General features: G+C 72.2%; 16 protein-coding genes. 14 read left to right on the top strand and 2 right to left on the bottom strand.

Annotation, left to right across the window (positions count from 1 at the left end):
- Window position 1 precedes the first annotated feature (1 nt).
- Window positions 2-901, top strand: coding sequence for a Gfo/Idh/MocA family protein (locus ACFV3R_RS28340; RefSeq protein ID WP_385589043.1), 900 nt, complete (start codon window positions 2-4; stop codon window positions 899-901).
- Window positions 902-1,010: 109 nt separating this feature from the next.
- Here the strand turns inward: ACFV3R_RS28340 and ACFV3R_RS28335 are convergent, their stop codons facing one another.
- The gene (locus tag ACFV3R_RS28335) at window positions 1,011-1,574 is read right to left on the bottom strand and encodes a hypothetical protein (RefSeq protein WP_385589041.1); all 564 of its coding nucleotides are present in this window, start codon (window positions 1,572-1,574) and stop codon (window positions 1,011-1,013) included.
- Window positions 1,575-1,949: 375 nt separating this feature from the next.
- Between ACFV3R_RS28335 and ACFV3R_RS28330 the strand changes: the two genes are divergently transcribed.
- The 7 genes from ACFV3R_RS28330 to ACFV3R_RS28300 are packed head-to-tail and all read left to right on the top strand — an operon-like array spanning window position 1,950 to window position 8,581.
- On the top strand, window positions 1,950-3,107 hold the full coding sequence (locus ACFV3R_RS28330; protein ID WP_385589039.1) for a Gfo/Idh/MocA family protein: 1,158 nt from the start codon (window positions 1,950-1,952) through the stop codon (window positions 3,105-3,107).
- A complete protein-coding gene (locus ACFV3R_RS28325; protein ID WP_385589037.1) occupies window positions 3,104-4,033 on the top strand; it encodes a PmoA family protein in 930 nt (309 codons plus the stop codon). Before ACFV3R_RS28330 ends, ACFV3R_RS28325 begins: the two co-directional genes overlap by 4 nt.
- Window positions 4,027-4,752 carry a cupin domain-containing protein gene (locus tag ACFV3R_RS28320; protein WP_385589035.1) on the top strand — a complete coding sequence of 242 codons (726 nt, stop codon included), beginning with the start codon at window positions 4,027-4,029 and terminating at the stop codon, window positions 4,750-4,752. The genes ACFV3R_RS28325 and ACFV3R_RS28320 overlap by 7 nt, the downstream gene beginning before the upstream one ends.
- Before the next feature lie 7 nt (window positions 4,753-4,759).
- Complete coding sequence (locus ACFV3R_RS28315) at window positions 4,760-6,076, top strand: ABC transporter substrate-binding protein (RefSeq protein ID WP_385589033.1); 1,317 nt, start codon at window positions 4,760-4,762, stop codon at window positions 6,074-6,076.
- Window positions 6,076-7,038: a carbohydrate ABC transporter permease gene (locus tag ACFV3R_RS28310; protein ID WP_385589031.1), complete on the top strand. Its 963-nt coding sequence runs from the start codon at window positions 6,076-6,078 to the stop codon at window positions 7,036-7,038. The genes ACFV3R_RS28315 and ACFV3R_RS28310 overlap by 1 nt, the downstream gene beginning before the upstream one ends.
- Window positions 7,038-7,925, top strand: a complete 888-nt coding sequence (locus ACFV3R_RS28305) for a carbohydrate ABC transporter permease (protein WP_385589029.1) — start codon at window positions 7,038-7,040, stop codon at window positions 7,923-7,925. Before ACFV3R_RS28310 ends, ACFV3R_RS28305 begins: the two co-directional genes overlap by 1 nt.
- A gap of 8 nt (window positions 7,926-7,933) precedes the next feature.
- Window positions 7,934-8,581, top strand: coding sequence for a hypothetical protein (locus tag ACFV3R_RS28300; RefSeq protein WP_385589027.1), 648 nt, complete (start codon window positions 7,934-7,936; stop codon window positions 8,579-8,581).
- A gap of 58 nt (window positions 8,582-8,639) precedes the next feature.
- On the opposite strand, the gene ACFV3R_RS28295 is transcribed toward ACFV3R_RS28300, so the two are convergent.
- Complete coding sequence (locus ACFV3R_RS28295; protein WP_385589025.1) at window positions 8,640-9,527, bottom strand: D-alanyl-D-alanine carboxypeptidase family protein; 888 nt, start codon at window positions 9,525-9,527, stop codon at window positions 8,640-8,642.
- 731 nt (window positions 9,528-10,258) lie between these two features.
- Here ACFV3R_RS28295 and ACFV3R_RS28290 point away from each other — a divergent pair.
- The 6 genes from ACFV3R_RS28290 to ACFV3R_RS28265 all read left to right on the top strand — a co-directional run bounded on the left by ACFV3R_RS28290 (window position 10,259) and on the right by ACFV3R_RS28265 (window position 18,371).
- On the top strand, window positions 10,259-11,020 hold the full coding sequence (locus tag ACFV3R_RS28290) for a DeoR/GlpR family DNA-binding transcription regulator (RefSeq protein ID WP_385589123.1): 762 nt from the start codon (window positions 10,259-10,261) through the stop codon (window positions 11,018-11,020).
- Between the two features lie 100 nt (window positions 11,021-11,120).
- Window positions 11,121-12,488 carry an ABC transporter substrate-binding protein gene (locus ACFV3R_RS28285; protein WP_385589023.1) on the top strand — a complete coding sequence of 456 codons (1,368 nt, stop codon included), beginning with the start codon at window positions 11,121-11,123 and terminating at the stop codon, window positions 12,486-12,488.
- Between the two features lie 25 nt (window positions 12,489-12,513).
- Window positions 12,514-13,485: a carbohydrate ABC transporter permease gene (locus ACFV3R_RS28280; protein ID WP_385589021.1), complete on the top strand. Its 972-nt coding sequence runs from the start codon at window positions 12,514-12,516 to the stop codon at window positions 13,483-13,485.
- Window positions 13,482-14,342, top strand: a complete 861-nt coding sequence (locus ACFV3R_RS28275; protein WP_385589019.1) for a carbohydrate ABC transporter permease — start codon at window positions 13,482-13,484, stop codon at window positions 14,340-14,342. The genes ACFV3R_RS28280 and ACFV3R_RS28275 overlap by 4 nt, the downstream gene beginning before the upstream one ends.
- Window positions 14,339-15,328: a zinc-dependent alcohol dehydrogenase family protein gene (locus ACFV3R_RS28270; protein WP_385589017.1), complete on the top strand. Its 990-nt coding sequence runs from the start codon at window positions 14,339-14,341 to the stop codon at window positions 15,326-15,328. The genes ACFV3R_RS28275 and ACFV3R_RS28270 overlap by 4 nt, the downstream gene beginning before the upstream one ends.
- Before the next feature lie 232 nt (window positions 15,329-15,560).
- The gene (locus ACFV3R_RS28265; protein WP_385589015.1) at window positions 15,561-18,371 is read left to right on the top strand and encodes a penicillin acylase family protein; all 2,811 of its coding nucleotides are present in this window, start codon (window positions 15,561-15,563) and stop codon (window positions 18,369-18,371) included.
- Window positions 18,372-18,620: the final 249 nt, after the last annotated feature.

Raw genomic sequence — 18,620 nt, 5'->3', positions numbered from 1 at the left:
GTTGAGTACCACCCCCGTCGCCGTCGGACTGATAGGCGCCGGCCCCTGGGCCCGGACCATGCACGCCCGGATGCTGGCCGCCGGCCCCGAGACCACCCTTGCCGCCGTGTGGGCCCGCCGCCCGGAGGCCGCCGCGGAACTGGCGGCGGCCCACGGCACCGCGGCCGTCTCCTGCGTCGAGGAACTGCTGGACCGGTGCGAGGCGGTGGCGTTCGCCGTGCCGCCGGCCGTGCAGGCGCAACTCGCCCCCGTCGCAGCCAGGGCCGGGAAGGCGCTGCTGCTGGAGAAGCCGCTGGGGCCGGACCTCGCCGCGGCCAGGGCGGTGGCCGACGCGGTGGCCGAGGCCGGCGTCGTGACGCGCATGGTGCTCACCAAGCGCTACCACCCCCGCACCGTCGAGTTCCTGCGTGCGGCCCGGGGCGTGCAGGTGACCGGCGCCCGCTCCTGCTACCTGCACGGCGCGTTCCTGGGCGGCGAACTGGCCACCGCCTGGCGGCTGGAGCACGGCGCCCTGCTCGACCTCGGCCCCCACCTGCTCGACCTCCTGGACGCCGCGGTCGGCCCCGTCGCGGCCGTCCACGCCTCCGGCGACCCCCGGCGCTGGACCGAGCTGACCTTGGAGCACGAGAACGGCGCGGTCAGCCAGGCCTCGCTCTCCGGCTCGGTGCGGCTGCCGCGCGCCCGGACCCGCGTCGAACTCTTCGGTGAATTCGAGGAGTTGGTGTACGACACCGCCGAGATCGACCACGAGGAGTGCTGGCCGGTGCTGCGCCGCGAGTTCGCCGCCGCCGTCCGCGGCACGGCGGGGGAGGCGGCGGACGGTGCCGGCCCGCTCGACGCCCGGCGCGGGCTCCACCTCCAGTCGCTCCTGGAGAAGGCGGCCAGGACCACGGCAGCCTGAGCCGCCAGGACGGCCGCCCCGCCTCCGCCGGCGCCTGTCCCGCAGCAGCGCCCCGCCGACCGCACCGCGGGCCTGGGAGTGGCGGGGCGCCGGGTGCGCCAGCGGCGGTTCAGTGCCGTCGCCTGCCGGGCCGCCCGGCGCCCCGGCGTCGATCCGCCCGCTCCGGCCACTCGACGACGAGCGCCTGGCCGGGCGCCAACCGTTGCCACTGCGCCGCGGTCTCCCGCAGCGCCGCAGCGGCGGCGAGGATCCGCTCCTCGTCGACCCGTGCGTCGGGAAGGGTGGCCAGCACCTCCGCGGCGGCCGCGCGCACCCGCGCCACGTCCTCGATCCGCCGTCCCAGGACCCGTTCCACGAGGTCGGCCATCAGCTCCGCGCGTTGCAGCCGCCCGGTGCCGGCGCGGGCACGGATCACCTCGCGGGAGAGCCGCGCCGCGTGCGGCGGTCGCCGGCCGTCCAGGTGGTCCATGGTGGCGAAGACCGCCCCGGCGGCGACCGCGCCCCAGAAACCGCCGTCCTCCTCCGTCTCCCGCTCCACCACCAGGTGCACCAGGTCGTGCGGGACCTTTGGACCCGCCACGCCCTCACGCACCCGGTAGCGCACCCCGTCCGAGCGCTCCACCACGCAGTGGGCGCGCCGGCCGTCGGGCAGCCGCGGAAACTCGACCCTCATGCCGGCAGGACAGCAGGGACGGCCGCGCACCGGCAACTTCGTTTCGGGGTGCGGGAGTCGACCGCCCACCTCAGGCGGACGTCGCAACCGTCCGCGGCCGTCCCGCGTCCCGCTCCGCACGGTCCGTCGCGTAGGCCGTCCCGCGCCGGGCCCAGAGGGAGGCGGCGACGCACGGGTGCGGGCGTACGAAGGAGCGATAGCGCTTACCGCATCCCCCAGCACAAATACAACCCGGCAGCCTTGTTGCTCTATGGCAGAGGCCTCACCTAACGTCCCTGCAAGCGCTTACCCCGCTGGACCTGTCGTCGGCCCCTCACCGCACCCACCACCCGTGCCGGAGCCGCAACCCTCGCACCCCGCAACCGTGATGATGAGGTGTTTCCCACGTCCACGCCCCACCGCAACGACCGGAAGCTGAAGGCCGCCGTCGTAGGCACCGGCGGCATCGCCAGAGGCAGCCACCTGCCCGCGCTCACCACGCTCGCCGACGAGGGGGAGCTGGAGGTCGTCGCCGCCGTCGACGTCGACGAGGCGTCGGTGCGCTCCTTCTGCGTCGAGGGCGGCGTCCCCCGCGCCTACACCGACCTCAAGACGATGCTGGCGAAGGAGAGCCCGGACCTGGTCACCGTCTGCACCCCGCCGACGGTCCACCGCGAGCAGACCGTCGCCGCCCTCCAGGCCGGTGCCTGGGTGTGGTGCGAGAAGCCGCCGTGCCCCAGCCTCGCCGACTTCGACGCGATCCAGGAGGCGGAACGGGCCTCCGGCGCCTACGCGGCGATCGTCTTCCAGCACCGATTCGGCTCCGGCGCCCGGCACGTCGGACGACTCCTCGCGGACGGCTCCCTCGGCCGGCCGCTGGTGGCGCACTGCCAGACCACCTGGTACCGCGACACCGCCTACTACGCCGTGCCCTGGCGCGGCCGGTGGGACACCGAGGGCGGCGGGCCCGCCATGGGCCACGGCATCCACCAGATGGACCTGCTGCTCGACCTCCTCGGCCCCTGGGAGGAGGTACGCGCGATGGCCGGCCGCCTCGTCCACGACGTGCAGACCGAGGACGTCTCCACCGCCCTGGTGCGCTTCGCCGGCGGCGCGATGGCCACCGTCGTCAACAGCGTCCTCAGCCCCGAGCAGGTCAGCCGCATCCGCCTGGACTGCGAGCGCGCCACGGTCGAACTCACCCACCTCTACGGGTACCGCAACGACGACTGGCGGCTGACCCCGGCTCCCGAGGTCCCCGCCGAGGAGGCCGCGGGCTGGGCGGAGTTCGGCACCGACGTCCCCAGCAGCCACCTGGCGCAACTGCGCGAGCTGGTGGCGAGCATACGCCGCGGCGAACGCCCGCGCAGCAGCGGCGCCGACGGCCGCAAGACGCTCGAACTCATCGCGGCCCTCTACAAGTCGGCGTTCACCGCCGCCCCCGTCCACGCCGGTGAGATCGGACCGGGCGATCCCTACTACACGGCCCTGCACGGCGGCGCCCCCGGCTGGGCCCCTGCCACCGACACCACCTCGAAGGAGGCGGCCCGTTGAGCCCCACGTTGCACACCACCCACCGCCACGGTGACCGGATCACCGTCAGCCTGGCGGAGCAGGGCACCGAGCTGCTGTCCTACGTCTACCGGCCCGAGGCGGCCTTCGAGGCGCCCAAGCCCTACCTGCACCCGCTGCGCACCTTCGACGGCGCCGTCGTCACCGACTACCGCCCCAACGACCACCGGTGGCACAAGGGCCTCCAGATGACCGCCTCCCACCTCTCGGGCCAGAACCTGTGGGGCGGCAACACCTACGTGCACGGCGAGGGCTACCTGCCGCTGCACGACCGGGTCGGCTCCATGGCGCACCTCGCCTTCGACGAGGTGCGCGCCGAGCCGGACCGCGTCACCTTCGCCGAGCGCCTCACCTGGCACCCCCACAGCGGGGAGCTGTGGGCCGAGGAGAGGCGCCGCATCGAGATCCACGACGTGGACGCCGCCTCCCGGTCCTGGGCCCTGACCTGGACCACCTCGGTCACCAACCGGCGTGAGCAGCCGCTGGTCTTCGGCAGCCCGACCACGCACGGGCGCCCCATGGCCGGCTACACCGGCCTGTTCTGGCGCGGCCCGCGCGGCTTCCGGGACGGCCAGGTGTTCACCGCGACCGACGAGGGCCCGCAGGTGATGGGCGAGCAGTCGCCCTGGCTCGCCTACAGCGCCGAGCACGACGGCGTCGACGGGCACGCCACGCTGGTCTTCGCCCACGCGCCGGAGAACGACCACTCGGGCGAGGGCGGCGCCCATCCCGCCCACTGGTTCGTGCGCAACGACCCCTTCGCCGCCGTCGCCCCCTCGCTCGCCTTCCACGAGGAACTGCCGCTGGCCCCCGGCGAGACGCTCTCCCGCCGCTACCGGGTCGTCATCGCCGACGGCCGCTGGGACCGCGACCGAATCACCGCCTACCTCAAGGACCACCCGTGGTGAGCTTCGCCGGCCCCCCGGGAGCCGTGGCCGTCTCCCACCTCGCCGTCTACGACTGGGAGGCGGCGGACAACGTCTGCGGCGGCACCCCCCACCTCCACCTGACCTGCACCGAGGGGTACGTGGTCACGGGCGGACGGGGCGCGGTGCAGACCCTCACCGCCTCCGGGTTCGAGCAGGCCCCCCTGGCCCCCGGCGACCTGGTGTGGTTCACCCCCGGCACCATCCACCGCCTGGTCAACGAGGGCGACCTGCGCATCGTGGTGATGATGCAGAACAGCGGACTGCCCGAGGCGGGGGACGCCGTACTCACCCTGCCGCCCGAGTACCTCACCGACCGCGACACCTACCAAAAGGCCGTCGCCCTGCCGCCCGCCGCCCAGGAGGCCGCGTGCGCCCAGGCCGCCCGCGCCCGCCGCGACCTGGCGATCTCCGGGTTCACCGCCCTGCGCGAGTCCTTCCTGGCAGGCGACCGGGAACCACTCGCCGCCTTCCACCGGGCCGCCGTGGAGCTGGTACGCCCCCTCGCCGGGCAGTGGCGGGAACGCTGGCAGGCCGGCGCCGCCGCGGCGTCGGCGGCGACGGGGGAACAACTGGACCGGCTCCGCGCCGGCGACGCCTCCCACCTGGCCGAGGCCGCCGTGTACGCCCGGCACACCGAGCCGCAGCGCCGCTTCGGGATGTGCGGACGCCTGGACGTCTACGACCTCGAGGGGAACTGAGGCGAGCATGCGCAGTCGACGACGAGGTTGGCTGACGGCGGTGTGGGCGGTGCTCACGGCGCTGGTGGCCGTGGCCGCCACCGGGTGTGCGGGCGGGGACGCGACGGCGGCCGCCCACGGCAAGGTCACCCTGACCTTCGCCTGGTGGGGCAACGACCAACGGGCCGCGCTCACCGACAAGGTGGTGCGCCTCTTCGAGAAGAAGCACCCGGACATCGCCGTGCGCACCACCTACTCCACCTACGACGCCTACGTCCAGAAGCTCGCCACCCAGGCCGCCGGCCGGGACCTCCCCGACGTCGCGCAACTGGACTACCGGCAGATATCGCAGTACGCGGGCAGCGGCACGCTGCTGAACCTCGACCCGTACGTCAAGGACGGGACGCTGCGCACCGCCGACTTCGACCCGCAGCTCACCGCCACCGGGAAGTACGCGGGCCGCCAGTACGCCTTCCCCATGGGAAGGGGCATCACCGGCTTCGCCTACGACAAGCAGGCCTTCGCCAAGGCCGGTGTGCGTGCTCCGAAACCCAGCTGGACCTGGCAGGACTGGGCGGCGGCCGGCCGCAGGATCAGCGCCCTGCACCTGAAGGGGCCCGACGGTCAGCCCTACACGGGCCTGACCGACGTCGGTGTCAACGAGGACGCCTTCGAGGACTGGCTGCGCGGCCACGGCAAGCAGCTGTACGCCTCGCAGCACGAACTCGGCTTCACCGCCGGGGACCTCGCGGCGTTCTGGCGCTTCTGCGACGGGCTGCGGCGCGAGGGAACCGTCTCCAGTGCCGAGAACACCTCGCAGATGTACGGCGCCGTGCAGGACAGTCCGCTGGCGCGCGGCCTGGCCGCCACCGACTTCCAGTGGGACGCCACCTGGCTCGGGTACGTGCCCCTGATGGGCGACAAGGTGGGCCTGGCCCCGGTGCCCACCACCGGCGGCCGGGCCGGCCAGTACTTCAAGCCCAGTGTGCTGGTCGGCGTCGGCGCCAACAGCGCCCACCCCAGGGAGGCGGCCGAACTGGTGGACTTCGTGCTCAACGACCCCGAGGCGGGGGCGATCCTCGGCAACACCCGCTCCACCCCGCCCAACCGGAGGATCGCCGCCGCGGTCGGCAAGAGGCTCACCGGACCGAACAAGGTCGTCTACGACTACGGCCGCACCATGGACCACTACGGCGTCTCCCAGCCGCCGGCCGCCCCGCCCCGCGGCGACCTCGTCCTCCAGGTGTCCTTCACCCGCATCTACCAGACGGTGGCCTTCGGCAAGGAGACCCCCGAACAGGCGGCCAGGGAGTACGTCGCCGAGGCCCACAGGGAGTTGCGCTGATGGCCACCACACACCCTCCGCTGACGACCTCCACCGGCCGGGAAGGGCCCGCCCGGACCGGCCGCACCAAACGCCCGCGCCGCGAACGGCAGGGACCTGCCTACGTCTTCCTCTCGCCCTGGATCATCGGGGTGGTGGCACTGACGCTGGTGCCGATGGCGGTGTCGCTGTACCTGTCCTTCACCGACTACGACCTCTTCGACGCCCCGCACTGGGTCGGGCTGCGCAACTACACCGACATGTTCCTCCACGACCCGCGCTACTGGCGGTCGGTGGGGACCACGCTGCTGTACGTGGTCGTGGCGGTGCCGCTGAAGCTGGCGCTGGCGCTCGCCGTCGCAGTGCTGCTGAAGAACATCCGCACCGGCCAGGGCTTCTACCGCTCGGCGTTCTACGCCCCCTCCCTGCTGGGCGCCTCGATGTCCATCGCGCTGGTGTGGCGGGCGCTGTACAACGACGGCGGCACCGTCCCCGACGTGCTGGGCCACCTGGGCATCCACACCGGCGGCTGGGTCGCCGACCCGGACCTGGCCTGGCTGGTGGTGGCGCTGCTGACGGTCTGGCAGTTCGGCGCCCCCATGGTCATCTTCCTGGCGGGGCTCCAGCAGATCCCCTCCGACCTGTACGAGGCGGCTGCGCTGGACGGCGCGGGCCGTTGGCGGCAGTTCCGCTCGGTGACCCTGCCGATGCTCTCACCCGTCCTCTTCTTCAACCTCGTCCTGGAGACCATCCAGTCCTTCCAGGTCTTCACGCCCGCCTTCGTGGTGAGTTCGGGCAAGGGCGGCCCCGCCGACTCGACCATGTTCTACACGCTCTACCTCTACGACCGGGGTTTCAGCGCCTCCCACATGGGCTACGCCTCGGCGATGGCGTGGATCCTGCTGCTGGCCATCGGCGCGGTGACGCTGGTGCTGTTCAAGACGTCCAAGGCGTGGGTGTTCTACGCCGGTGAGGAGGGCTGATGACCACCACCGCCGCCGCGTCCGGCGCCGGCCACCGGGCCGCGGGCCGCTCGGCCCCGACCGCGGGCCGGGTGGCCAAGCACGTCCTGGCGCTCCTGGTACTGCTGGCGCTGCTCTACCCGCTGGTGTGGCTGCTGGCCACCTCGCTCAAGCCCGCGGACGAGGTCCTCACCAGCCTCAAGCTGCTGCCGAGCCGGCTTGCGTGGGGCAACTACGGCACCGCCCTGGACGGTGTCAGCGGCGTCCCCATCGGCAAGCTGCTGGGCAACTCGCTGGTCATCTCGGTGGGGTGCGTGCTCGGCAACGTCCTCTCCTGCTCGCTGGCCGCCTACGCCTTCGCCCGCCTCCGGTTCCGGATGCGCGGACCGATGTTCGGCTTCATGATCGCCACGATGATGCTGCCGCACCACGCCGTGCTCATCCCGCAGTACATCATCTTCAACAGACTCGGCATGGTGGACACCTTCTGGCCCCTGGTGCTCCCGAAGTTCCTCGCCACCGACGCGTTCTTCGTTTTCCTCATCGTGCAGTTCATGCGGGGGCTGCCGCGCGAACTGGAGGAGGCCGCGCGCATCGACGGCTGCGGTCCCTTCCGCGTCTTCTGGTCGGTGGTGCTGCCGCTGACCCGGCCGGCGCTGATCACCACCGCCATCTTCACCTTCATCTGGAGCTGGAACGACTTCTTCACCCAGCTCATCTACCTGTTCGACCCGACGAAGTTCACCATCACGCTGGCGCTGCGCAGCTTCATCGACCAGTCCAGCCAGTCGGCCTACGGCCCGATGTTCGCCATGTCGGTGCTGTCCGTCGTCCCGATCATGCTGTTCTTCCTCGCCTTCCAGCGCTACCTGGTGCAGGGCATGGCGACGTCCGGACTGAAGGGATGAGGCGGGCCATGAGCGTGCCCCACCAACCTGCGGCGACTGCCCGCCCCCGCACCCCGCGCGAACCCGGTGAACTCTTCGGCCCGCGTACCGCGCTCTTCGCCGAGGTGCTCGCCGCCGGCGTCTACTGCACCCTGGCGAGCCTGCCCGTAATCACCGCTCCCACCGCCTTCGCCGCGGCCTGCCGGCTGCTGCGGGAGGCGGCGGACGACGGCCGGCCGGCCACCCCCGGCCGCTACCTGGCCGCGCTGCGCGCTCCCGGCGCCGGGCGCTCGCTCCGCGCCGGCCTCGCTCTCCTGGCGCTGGCGACGCTGCTCGCGCTGGACACGGCACTGGCGGGGGCGGGGCTGCCCGGTGCCGCCGTGGTGCGGTGGGTGCTCGCGGCCGTGGGCGCGGCGGCCCTGCTGGTGGGTGTCCGGGCCGCGGCCGACCCCGCTGTGGCGGACGCCGGCTGGCGCCGGGCGCTGTCCGGGGCCGTGAGCCGGTCAGGAGAGGACCGGCGCGGGACGGCCTGGCTCGCCGCCGCCCTGTGCCTCACCGGTGTGATCGCCTGGATGTCGCCGCCGCTGGCACTCCTGGCGCCGGGCGCGCTGGCCTTCGCGGTGACGGCCGTCGAGGCCCGGGCCGCCGTGCGTGAGGAGACGGCCCCGCAGGCGTGACGTTCCGCCCCCGCTCGGGAGGGGCCGGGGGCCGGGCAACGGGAGGCGGGGGAGAGGGCTACTGCGCGAAGCCGCGGTCCAGCAGCTTCTTCACGTCGGCGGTCCGGTCCTTCGCGTTCGGGGCGTCCAGGACGGTGCCCACCACGGTCCGGCCGTCGCGGACGGCGGCGAAGACCAGGCAGTACCCGGCCTCCGGTCCGGACCCGGTCTTCACACCGATCACCCCGGGGTAAGTGCCCAGCAGGGTGTTGGTGTTGGTCCAGGACATGATGCGGTGGCCGCCGGTGGAGGTGGTCACCTCCTGCTTCGTCGACTCGGTGCCCGCCACCTTGGCGAAGGTGGCGTTCCGCAGGGCGTCGGTGGCCAGCGCGGTCAGGTCGCGCGGCGTGGAGTGGTTCTCGCCGTTGCCGATGCCGTCGAAGGAGTCGAAGTGGGTGTTGCGCAGACCCAGGCCGGCCGCCGTGGAGTTCATCTCGGCGACGAAGGACTCCACCCGCTGCGCCCGCGTCGTGCCCGAACCGAAGTGGTCGGCGAGCGCGTAGGCGGCGTCACAGCCCGAGGGGAGCATCATCGCGTAGAGCAACTGCCGCACGGTGAGCCGGTCCCCGACGATGAGGTGGGCGCTGGAGGCGGTGTGGTCGACGATGTAGTCGCTGTACGCCTTCTGCACCGTGACCTTGTCGTCCAGGTCCAGGTGCCGCTGCGAGAGGACGACCTCGGCTGTCATGATCTTCGTGGTCGACCCGGTGGAGCGCGGGGTGTCCGCGCCCTTGGCGTACAGGTCCGCTCCGCTGCCGTCGGTGACGTAGCCGCCCTTGGCAGTGACCGCGGGGGAGGGGGTGGTGGCCGCCTGTGCGGGGAGGGTCAGGGCCCCCGCCGCCACCGCGGCCCCCGTGGCGACGACCACCACACCCCGACGTATCCGCTGGCTGTCTGCGGTCCTCAAATGATCACTCCGAACGTTCTCGCGGGGCGGCACAGGATCACGTACCGCCTGTGACGGGCGACGCCGGCCGAGGGGCGGCCACAGGTCGTGGAGACCGCCCGCCTCACCCGGTCCGACCGGGCTCCATACCCTGCGTGTCTGCCCGATTCCGGCGCGCATACGGCTCTGCCCGTGCGGTCGTCCCGCCGGCACTGTCCGCGCACGGGGGCCCGCGGGCCCGCTGACGCGACGCCTCGAAGAACAGTAGGCGGCGGTTCGTCCGTTAGGCACCGGTTTGTGACGATGCTCTCCGTGCCGCCCGGTAGGTGAGACCGCTCCACCCGGCCACCGCGGCGCGCGGCGGGCCCCGCCCCGGAGCGGACGCAGGGGACGAGGGTGCGCTGCGGGCCCCGGTCGGCCCTGCCGTGCGAGTCGCGGTGAACACCGTGGTCGCGACCCCCGCGGTCCCTTCCGGGCTCCGGCGGGCACCCGGCCGCTCACCTGAGGGGCGGCCCCGGGGAAAACGGGCACCGAACGGGCACGGATCGCCCGGTGAACCTCGCGAGGATGGAGGCTGCCCGCCCTCCACCTGCCGGGACCGTGTCCGGCGCGACACCCGATCGGTCACAGTTTCCTTGATCGTGGGTGACCGCTTCCGGCAAGACCGTTGGTATAACTCTCAGGCGGGCGCAACCGGGCCCCATGAGGCCCGATCGGGCCCACCCACGGTGGAGAGGAGGTCGCGCATGAAGATGGACGCCGAAGAACGGCAGCACCGCATCCTCGCGCTGACCCGCAGGGAGGGGCGGCTGGACGTCACCCGGGCGGCCGTCGAGTTCGACGTCGCCCCCGAGACGCTCCGCCGCGACCTGCGCAGCCTGGAACGACGCGGCCTGGTGCGCCGCACCCACGGCGGCGCCTACCCGGTGGAGAGCGCCGGCTTCGAGACCGACCTGGCCCACCGCGAGACCAGCCACGTGGCCGAGAAACGCCGGATCGCTGCCGGCGCCGTGAAGCTCCTCGGGGACGCGGAGACCCTCTTCGTCGACGAGGGGTTCACCCCGCAGCTGCTCACCTCGATGCTGCCGGCCGGCCGCCCGCTGACCCTGGTGACCTCCTCCCTCTCCACCGCCGCCGCCGTCTCGAACCGCGAGGACCTCACCGTCCTGCTGCTCGGCGGCCGGGTCCGCGGCAACACCCTGGGCACCGTGGGCAACTGGGTCACCGACATGCTCTCCGGCTTCGTCATCGACCTCGCCTTCCTCGGCGCCAACGGCATCTCGCGGGAGCACGGCCTGACCACCCCGGACCCGGCCGTCGCCGCCGTGAAGGCCTGCGCGGTACGCAGCTCCCGCAGGCGGGTACTGGTCGGCGTCCACAGCAAGTTCGGTGCCAACAGCTTCTGCCGCTTCGCCGACGTCGCCGACTTCGAGGCCGTCGTCACCGACACCGGCCTGTCGGCGGCCGAGGCCCACCGCTACGCCCTCCTGGGCCCGCAGGTGCACCGGGTCTGACCACCCTCAACCCCCAGCCCTCGGACGTGCCGCCGACGGCTCCGTCGGCGTGCCGCGACCCGGTCGAGCCGCCCCATGTGTCAAAGGAGACCCACCCATCATGACCGCACGACGACGGCCACGCGGCCCGGCACTGCGCCGGGTAGCCGCCCTGTGCGCCGCATCCCTGCTCACCCTCACCGGCTGCGCCGGCGCCGGCGCACTGGACGACACCGGTGGCCACACCCTCAACGTGCTGATGGTCAACAACCCCCAGATGCTGGATCTGGAGAAGCTGACCGCCGAGCACTTCACCCGGCAGACCGGCATCCGCGTCCACTTCACCGTCCTGCCCGAGGACGACGTCCGCGACAAGATCAGCCAGGACTTCTCCAGCCAGGCCGGCCAGTACGACATCGGCAGCATCAGCAACTACGAGGTGCCCTTCTACGCCCGCAACAAGTGGCTGACGCCGCTGGACGACAAGGCCGCCGCCACCCCGTCCTACGACCAGGACGACGTGCTGAAGCCGATCCGCACCTCCCTGACCGCCGCCGACGGCCACACCTACGCCGAGCCCTTCTACGGCGAGTCCTCCTTCCTGATGTACCGCAAGGACCTGCTGAAGGCCAAGGGACTGACCATGCCGGCCCACCCCACCTGGCACCAGGTGGCCGACATCGCGGCGAAGCTGGACGGCGCCAAGCCGGGCGTGCGCGGCATCTGCCTGCGCGGACAGCCGGGTTGGGGGCAGATGGCCGCGCCGCTCACCACCGTCGTGAACACCTTCGGCGGCACCTGGTTCACCAAGGACTGGCAGGCCGAGCTCGACAGCCCCGACTTCACCAAGGCGACCGACTTCTACGTCGACCTGCTGCGCCACCACGGTGAACGCGGCGCCGCCCAGGCGGGTTACACCGAGTGCCTCAACGACATGGAGCAGGGCCGGGTAGCCATGTGGTACGACTCCACAGCCGCCGCCGGCCCCCTGGAGGCGAAGGACTCGCCGGTCGCCGGGAAGCTCGGCTACGCCCCCGCGCCCGTCGAGAAGACCAAGAGCTCCGGCTGGCTCTACACCTGGGCGCTCGCCGTGCAGAAGGCGTCCAAGCACCAGAGCGACGCCTGGCGGTTCGTCTCCTGGGCGACCAGCAAGAGTTACGAGCAGCTGGCCGGGAAGGAGCTGGGCTGGTCCCGGGCGCCCGCCGGCAAGCGCGCCTCGACCTTCACCAACCCCGCCTACCGCAAGGCCTCGGCCGCCTTCGCGGACGCCACCGCCTCGGCCATCAGCAGCGCACGCCCGGACGACCCCGGCGTGCAGCCCCGCCCCGCCCCCGGTATCCAGTTCGTGGGAATCCCGGAGTTCTCCGCCCTCGGCACGCGGGTCTCGCAGAACATCAGCTCGGCCATCGCCGGCGGGACCAGCGTCGCCGCCGCGCTCCACGACAGCCAGCAACTGGCCGCACGCGTCGCCGCCACCTACGCCAAGTGATCAACCCGCCCCTTCGGGAGACTCCATGAGCACCGCACCACCCCTCACCCTGAGCCCACCCGGCGCCCCACCCAGCACCGGGAGAACACCCGGCCGGGGCGTCCACCGGGCGGCGGACTGGGCACGTCGCGCGCCGCTGCTGCCGGCCCTGGTCTTCCTGATCGTGGTGACCCAACTCCCCTTCGTCGCCACGCTCTTCATATCCTTCACCCAGTGGAACGCCCTCGCTCCGCAGAACCGGGGCTTCGCGGGGCTCGACAACTACGTCGCAGTCGTCACCGACCCGGCGCTGCGCTCGGCGATCCTCACCACGGTCGTCCTCACCGTCGTGGTCGTCCTCGTCAGCCTGCTGCTCGGGCTCGGGCTCGCCCTGCTGCTGGACCGCAGCTTCGTCGGCCGAGGCATCGTGCGCACCCTCCTCATCAGCCCGTTCCTCGTGGTGCCCGTCGCCGCCGCGCTGCTGTGGAAGCACGCCCTCTACAACGCCTCCTACGGCCTGCTCAACGGCATCCTCAACGCCGTGTGGCAGCTGTTCGGCAGCGACAACGCGCCGCAGCCGGACTGGATGTCGGTGCTCCCGCTCACCTCCGTGGAGGTGTGCCTGATCTGGCAGTGGACGCCGTTCATGATGCTGATCCTGCTGGCCGGACTGCAGAGCCGGCAGATGGACGCCGTCGAGGCGGCGACCGTCGACGGCGCCGGCGCCTGGCAGGTCTTCCGCTACCTCACCCTGCCGCACCTGCGCCGCTACATGGAGCTGGCCGCCCTGCTGGGCGCCGTCTACGTGGTGCAGAACTTCGACGCCGTCTTCACCCTCACCTCCGGCGGACTGGGCACGGCCAACCTGCCCTTCACCGTCTACCAGACTCTCTACCAGGCCCACGACTACGGTCAGGCCTCCGCGATCGGGGTCGTCGTGGTCATCGCCTCCATCCTCGTCGCCACCTTCGCCCTGCGCAGCGTCTCCTCGCTGCTGCGTGAGGAGGGTGGCCGATGAGCGCCCTCGCACCGGGCATCCGCCCGAGCAGGCGTCCCCGGACGCGCGGCATGTTCCTGACCCTGGCGGCCTGGGTGGCCGGCGTGCTGTTCGCCCTGCCCGTGCTGTGGATGGTCCTGACCTCCTTCCACAGCGAGCAGGACGCGGCGACCAACCCGCCGAGCCCGGCCGCCGCCCTGACGCTGTCCGGGTACCGCGAGTTCTTCGGCGGGTCCGGCGGCAGCAGCCCCTGGCCGCCGCTGCTCAACTCCCTCACCGCCTCCGTCGCCTCGACCCTCCTGGTCCTGCTGCTGGCGGTGCCGGCCGCCTACGCGCTCTCGATCAAGCCGGTGCGCAAGTGGTCCGACGTGCTGTTCTTCTTCCTCACCACCAAGATGCTGCCGGCCGTCGCCGGCCTGCTGCCGGTGTACCTCATCGCCCAGCAGGTCCACATGCTCGACAACATCTGGCTGCTGGTCATCATGTACACCTCGATGAACCTGCCGATCGCGGTGTGGATGATGCGGTCCTTCCTGGCCGAGGTACCCGTGGCGATGCTGGAGGCGGCGGCGATCGACGGGGCCGGGCTGCCGACCGTCCTCACCCGGATCGTGGCGCCCGTGGCCATGCCGGGCATCGCCGCCACCGCCCTGATCTCCTTCATCTTCAGCTGGAACGAGCTGCTCTTCGCCCGCGTGCTGACCGGGGTGGTGGCCGGCACCTCGCCGGTCTTCCTCACCTCCTTCGTCACCAGCCAGGGCCTCTTCCTCGCCAAGGTGTGCGCCGCCGCCACCGTCGTCTCACTGCCCGTCCTCGCCGCGGGCTTCGCCGCCCAGGACAAACTCGTCCAGGGCCTGTCGTTGGGAGCAGTCAAATGAAGGCAGCCGTCATCACGGGAGTGGGCTCGGTCGAGATCGCCGAGGTCCCCGACCCCACTCCCGGGCCGCGCGAGGTCGTCGTCGAGGTCGCCGCCTGCGGCCTGTGCGGCACCGACCTGCACATCCTCCAGGGCGAGTTCGCACCGACCCTGCCCGTGGTACCGGGGCACGAGTTCGCCGGCCGGGTCGTGGCTCTGGGCAGTGAGGTGCGGGAGCTGCGCGAGGGCGACAGGGTCGCCGTGGACCCGTCCCTGTACTGCCACGAGTGCCACTACTGCCGCATCGGCCGCAACAACCTCTGCGAGCGCTGGCAGGCCATCGGCGTCACCACCTCGGGCGGCGCCGCCCAGTACGCCAAGGCCCCCGTCGCCAACTGCGTCCGGCTGCCCGACCACGTCCGCACCGAGGACGCCGCCCTGATCGAGCCGCTCTCCTGCGCGGTGCGCGGTTACGACGTGCTGCGTTCCTCGCTCGCCAGCCACCTGCTCATCTACGGCGCCGGCACCATGGGCCTGATGATGCTCCAGCTCGCCAAGCGCACCGGGGCCGCCACCATCGACGTGGTCGACATCAACCCCGAACGGCTCAAGACCGCCACCGCCCTGGGGTGTTCGACGGCCGTCGGCTCGGCGGACGAGGTGGAGAGGCCCTACGGCTGGGACGTGGTGATCGACGCCACCGGTAACGAACGGGCCATCCAGGACGGGCTCGGCCGGGTCGGGAAGGGCGGCACCTTCCTCCAGTTCGGTGTCTCCGACTACGCCGCCCGCGCCACCATCGAGCCGTACCGCATCTACAACCAGGAGATCACGATCACCGGCTCGATGGCCGTGCTGCACAGCTACGAGCGGGCGGCGGAACTCTTCGCCGCCGGCGTCATCGACCCCGAGGACTTCATCAGCGACCGGCTTCCCCTCGACGACTACGCGGCGGCCCTGGAGCGGTTCCGCGCAGGGCAGGGGCGGAAGATCCAGATCCTGCCCTGAGCGATCCTCGGGGCAGCACCCGGGACGGCACGGCGGCCAATCCCCCTCCGCCGTGTCGTCCCGCCGTGCCACGGCTCCACGGGCCCGCCCGGGCGTGGCCGCAAACGTGCCCGGCAGGCCGGGCCGGTGGTGTGAGTTTCCTACCGCTGGGTAAAAAGAGCTGACAGACACCTCCTGACGAAGCGTCTACCGACGGTAACCTCCGTCGCACTGCCTTCCAGGAGGAGCGGGAATGCGACGACGCACCCTCAGTCTCAGATCAGCGGCGGCCGGCGCCGTCCTCGCGCTGGGCGTGGGCCTCACGGCCCCCCTGCCGACGACCGCCGCGGCGGCCGAAGCGGACGGCGACTACTGCCACAGCCAGTGCCGCGACATCCTGCCACCGGGCGAGAACGGCAACGCCACCCTGGCGGACATCCTCGCCAACCGCACGCTGGGCACCCGCCCGGCGCACACCAGCGACCAACTCGGGCCCTACGCCGACCTGGCCGGGGGCTACCAGCAGGTCACCGACGCCACGCTGTCGAAGTTCTACAACGACGCCTCCTTCGGCGTCCCCGCCGACCAGGTCGCCTCCACCACCAGCCCCCGCGAGGACGTCACCATCACCCGGGACAAGGCCACCGGCGTCCCGCACGTCAAGGGCACCACCCGCGCCGGCACGGAGTTCGGCGCCGGTTACGCCGCCGCCCAGGACCGGCTCTGGCTGATGGACCTCTTCCGCCACGTCGGCCGCGGGGCGCTGACCTCCTTCGCCGGCGGCGCGGAGGCCAACCAGGGCCTGGAGCAGCAGTTCTGGCGCGCCGCCCCCTACACCGAGGAGGACCTCCAGAAGCAGGTCGACCGCCTCTCGGCCGACGGGGAGCGCGGCGCCCAGGCGCTGGCCGACGCCACCAACTACGTGGACGGCATCAACGCCTACATCGCCAAGGCCAAACCGGGACGCTACTTCCCCGGCGAGTACGACCTCACCGGCCACATCGACCCGATCACCAACGCCGGCTCCATAGAGAAGTTCAAGCTCACCGACCTCATCGCCCTGGCCTCGGTGATCGGCGCGCTCTTCGGCTCCGGTGGCGGCGGCGAGGTGCAGAACGCCCTCTCCCTCCAGGCCGCGCAGGCCAAGTACGGCGTCGAAGAGGGCTCGAAGGTCTGGGAGTCCTTCCGGGAGCGCAACGACCCGGAGGCGACGCTCACCCTCCACGACGGGCAGTCCTTCCCCTACGCCACCAAACCCGACGACCCCCAGGGCACCGCGATGCCCGACAAGGGCTCCGTCACCTCCGAACCGCTGGTCCACGACCGCACCGGATCGGCCGCCCAGAACGCGGCCGTCACCCGCGCACCGGTCAAGGCCCCTGACAGACTCAAGCCACTCCAGGGCGTCTTCGACGACGGGGTGCTCCCCGCCGACATGCTCAAGACACCCCGCAAGGGCATGTCCAACGCCCTCCTCGTCTCCGGCGCCCACACCGCCAGCGGCCACCCCGTCGCCGTCTTCGGCCCCCAGACCGGCTACTTCGCGCCGCAGCTCCTGATGCTGGAAGAACTCCAGGGCCCGGGCATCAGCGCCCGCGGCGCCGCCTTCGCCGGCCTGAGCCTCTACGTCGAACTGGGCCGCGGCCAGGACTACTCCTGGAGCGCCACCTCCGCCAGCCAGGACGTCACCGACACCTACGCGGTGCCGCTGTGCGAGGCCGACGGCTCCACCCCGACCAAGGACTCCACCTCCTACCTCTGGCACGGCAGCTGCGTGCCCATGGAGAAGCTGGAGCGCACCAACTCCTGGAAGCCCACCCTCGCCGACTCCACCGCCAAGGGCTCCTACCGCATGCAGGTCATGCGCACGAAGTACGGACCTGTCGAGTACCGCGCCACCGTCGACGGCAAGCCCGTCGCCTACACCACGCTGCGCTCCTCCTACCAGCACGAGGCCGACTCCATCATCGGCTTCCAGATGCTCAACGACCCCGGTGCCGTGCACGACCCGGCGAGCTTCCGAGGCGCCGTGCAGCACATCAACTACACCTTCAACTGGTTCTACGCCGACTCCCGGCACACCGCCTACTACAACTCCGGCTCCAACCCGGTACGGGCCAAGGGCGTCGACGCCTCACTGCCCGTGAAGGCCGAACCCGCCTACGAGTGGCGCGGCTTCGACCCGTCGGACAACACCGCCGACTACACCCCCGCAGCCCAGCACCCGCAGTCGGTCGACCAGGACTACTACGTCTCCTGGAACAACAAGCAGGCCGCCGACTACGACTCGGCCGCCTTCGGCAACGGCTCGGTGCACCGCGCCGACCTGCTGGAGGACCGGGTGAAGAAACTCGTCGACAAGGGCGGCGTCACCCGCGCCTCCCTCACCCGGGCGATGGCCGACGCCGCCGTCACCGACCTGCGCGGCGAGGACGTCCTGCCGGACCTGCTGGCCGTGGTGCGCAGCCGGCCCGTCGACGACCCCGACCTCGCCGAGACGGTGCAGAAGCTCGAGAACTGGGCCGACGCGGGCAGCAAGCGGAAGGAGACCAGCCCCGGATCCCACACCTACGCCGACTCCGACGCGGTACGCGTGATGGACGCCTGGTGGCCGCTCCTGGTCAAGGCCGAGTTCCAGCCCTGGCTCGGGGACGACCTCTACTCGGCGCTCACCGCGAACATCACCGTCGACGAGGCACCCTCCGCCGGCCACGGACCCACCGGCAGTCACGCCGGCAGCTCCTTCCAGTACGGCTGGTGGTCCTACGTGGACAAGGACCTGCGGGCGGTGCTCGGCAAGCCCGTCAAGGGCGGCCTGGCCAAGCCGTTCTGCGGCGACGGCGACCTCTCCGCCTGCCGCACCGCGCTGCTGACCAGCCTCAAGGAGGCCGCGGGGAAGACGGCGGCACAGGTCTACCCCGGCGACGACGGGTGCGACGCCGGCGACCAGTGGTGCGCCGACAGCATCGTCCAGCGCCCCCTCGGAGGCGTCACCGACGACCGGATCTCCTGGCAGAACCGGCCCACCTACCAGCAGGTGGTGGAGTTCCCCGACCACCGGTGACACCGAAAGGGGCGGCTGCGCACGGCAGCCGCCCCCCTGCCGACCGGTGCGCCCGGCGGCCACCCCCGTGGGCCGCCGGGCGCTTTTGTGCTCCGGGCGGGAGGAGCGGCGATCGCGGTGCGCCCCGGAAGTGGGCACGGGCGAGGGGCCCCCCCCCCGGGCGGGAACCCCGGGGGCGGGCCCCGCCCACACGCCGACCCCCCCCACCCCCCCCCGCACAGGCGGGGGGGAAGCCCCGCGCGACCCCCG

Source organism: Streptomyces sp. NPDC059740 (assembly GCF_042733155.1).
Lineage (GTDB): Bacteria > Actinomycetota > Actinomycetes > Streptomycetales > Streptomycetaceae > Streptomyces.
This window is presented reverse-complemented; position numbering and strand designations above follow the sequence as displayed.

Coding starts and splice junctions, on each gene's coding strand:
- ACFV3R_RS28335 (WP_385589041.1), bottom strand. CDS start 1,574: ATGAGGGTCGAGTTTCCGCGGCTGCCCGACGGCCGGCGCGCCCACTGC.
- ACFV3R_RS28315 (WP_385589033.1), top strand. CDS start 4,760: ATGCGCAGTCGACGACGAGGTTGGCTGACGGCGGTGTGGGCGGTGCTC.
- ACFV3R_RS28310 (WP_385589031.1), top strand. CDS start 6,076: ATGGCCACCACACACCCTCCGCTGACGACCTCCACCGGCCGGGAAGGG.
- ACFV3R_RS28305 (WP_385589029.1), top strand. CDS start 7,038: ATGACCACCACCGCCGCCGCGTCCGGCGCCGGCCACCGGGCCGCGGGC.
- ACFV3R_RS28300 (WP_385589027.1), top strand. CDS start 7,934: ATGAGCGTGCCCCACCAACCTGCGGCGACTGCCCGCCCCCGCACCCCG.
- ACFV3R_RS28290 (WP_385589123.1), top strand. CDS start 10,259: ATGGACGCCGAAGAACGGCAGCACCGCATCCTCGCGCTGACCCGCAGG.
- ACFV3R_RS28285 (WP_385589023.1), top strand. CDS start 11,121: ATGACCGCACGACGACGGCCACGCGGCCCGGCACTGCGCCGGGTAGCC.
- ACFV3R_RS28280 (WP_385589021.1), top strand. CDS start 12,514: ATGAGCACCGCACCACCCCTCACCCTGAGCCCACCCGGCGCCCCACCC.
- ACFV3R_RS28275 (WP_385589019.1), top strand. CDS start 13,482: ATGAGCGCCCTCGCACCGGGCATCCGCCCGAGCAGGCGTCCCCGGACG.
- ACFV3R_RS28270 (WP_385589017.1), top strand. CDS start 14,339: ATGAAGGCAGCCGTCATCACGGGAGTGGGCTCGGTCGAGATCGCCGAG.
- ACFV3R_RS28265 (WP_385589015.1), top strand. CDS start 15,561: ATGCGACGACGCACCCTCAGTCTCAGATCAGCGGCGGCCGGCGCCGTC.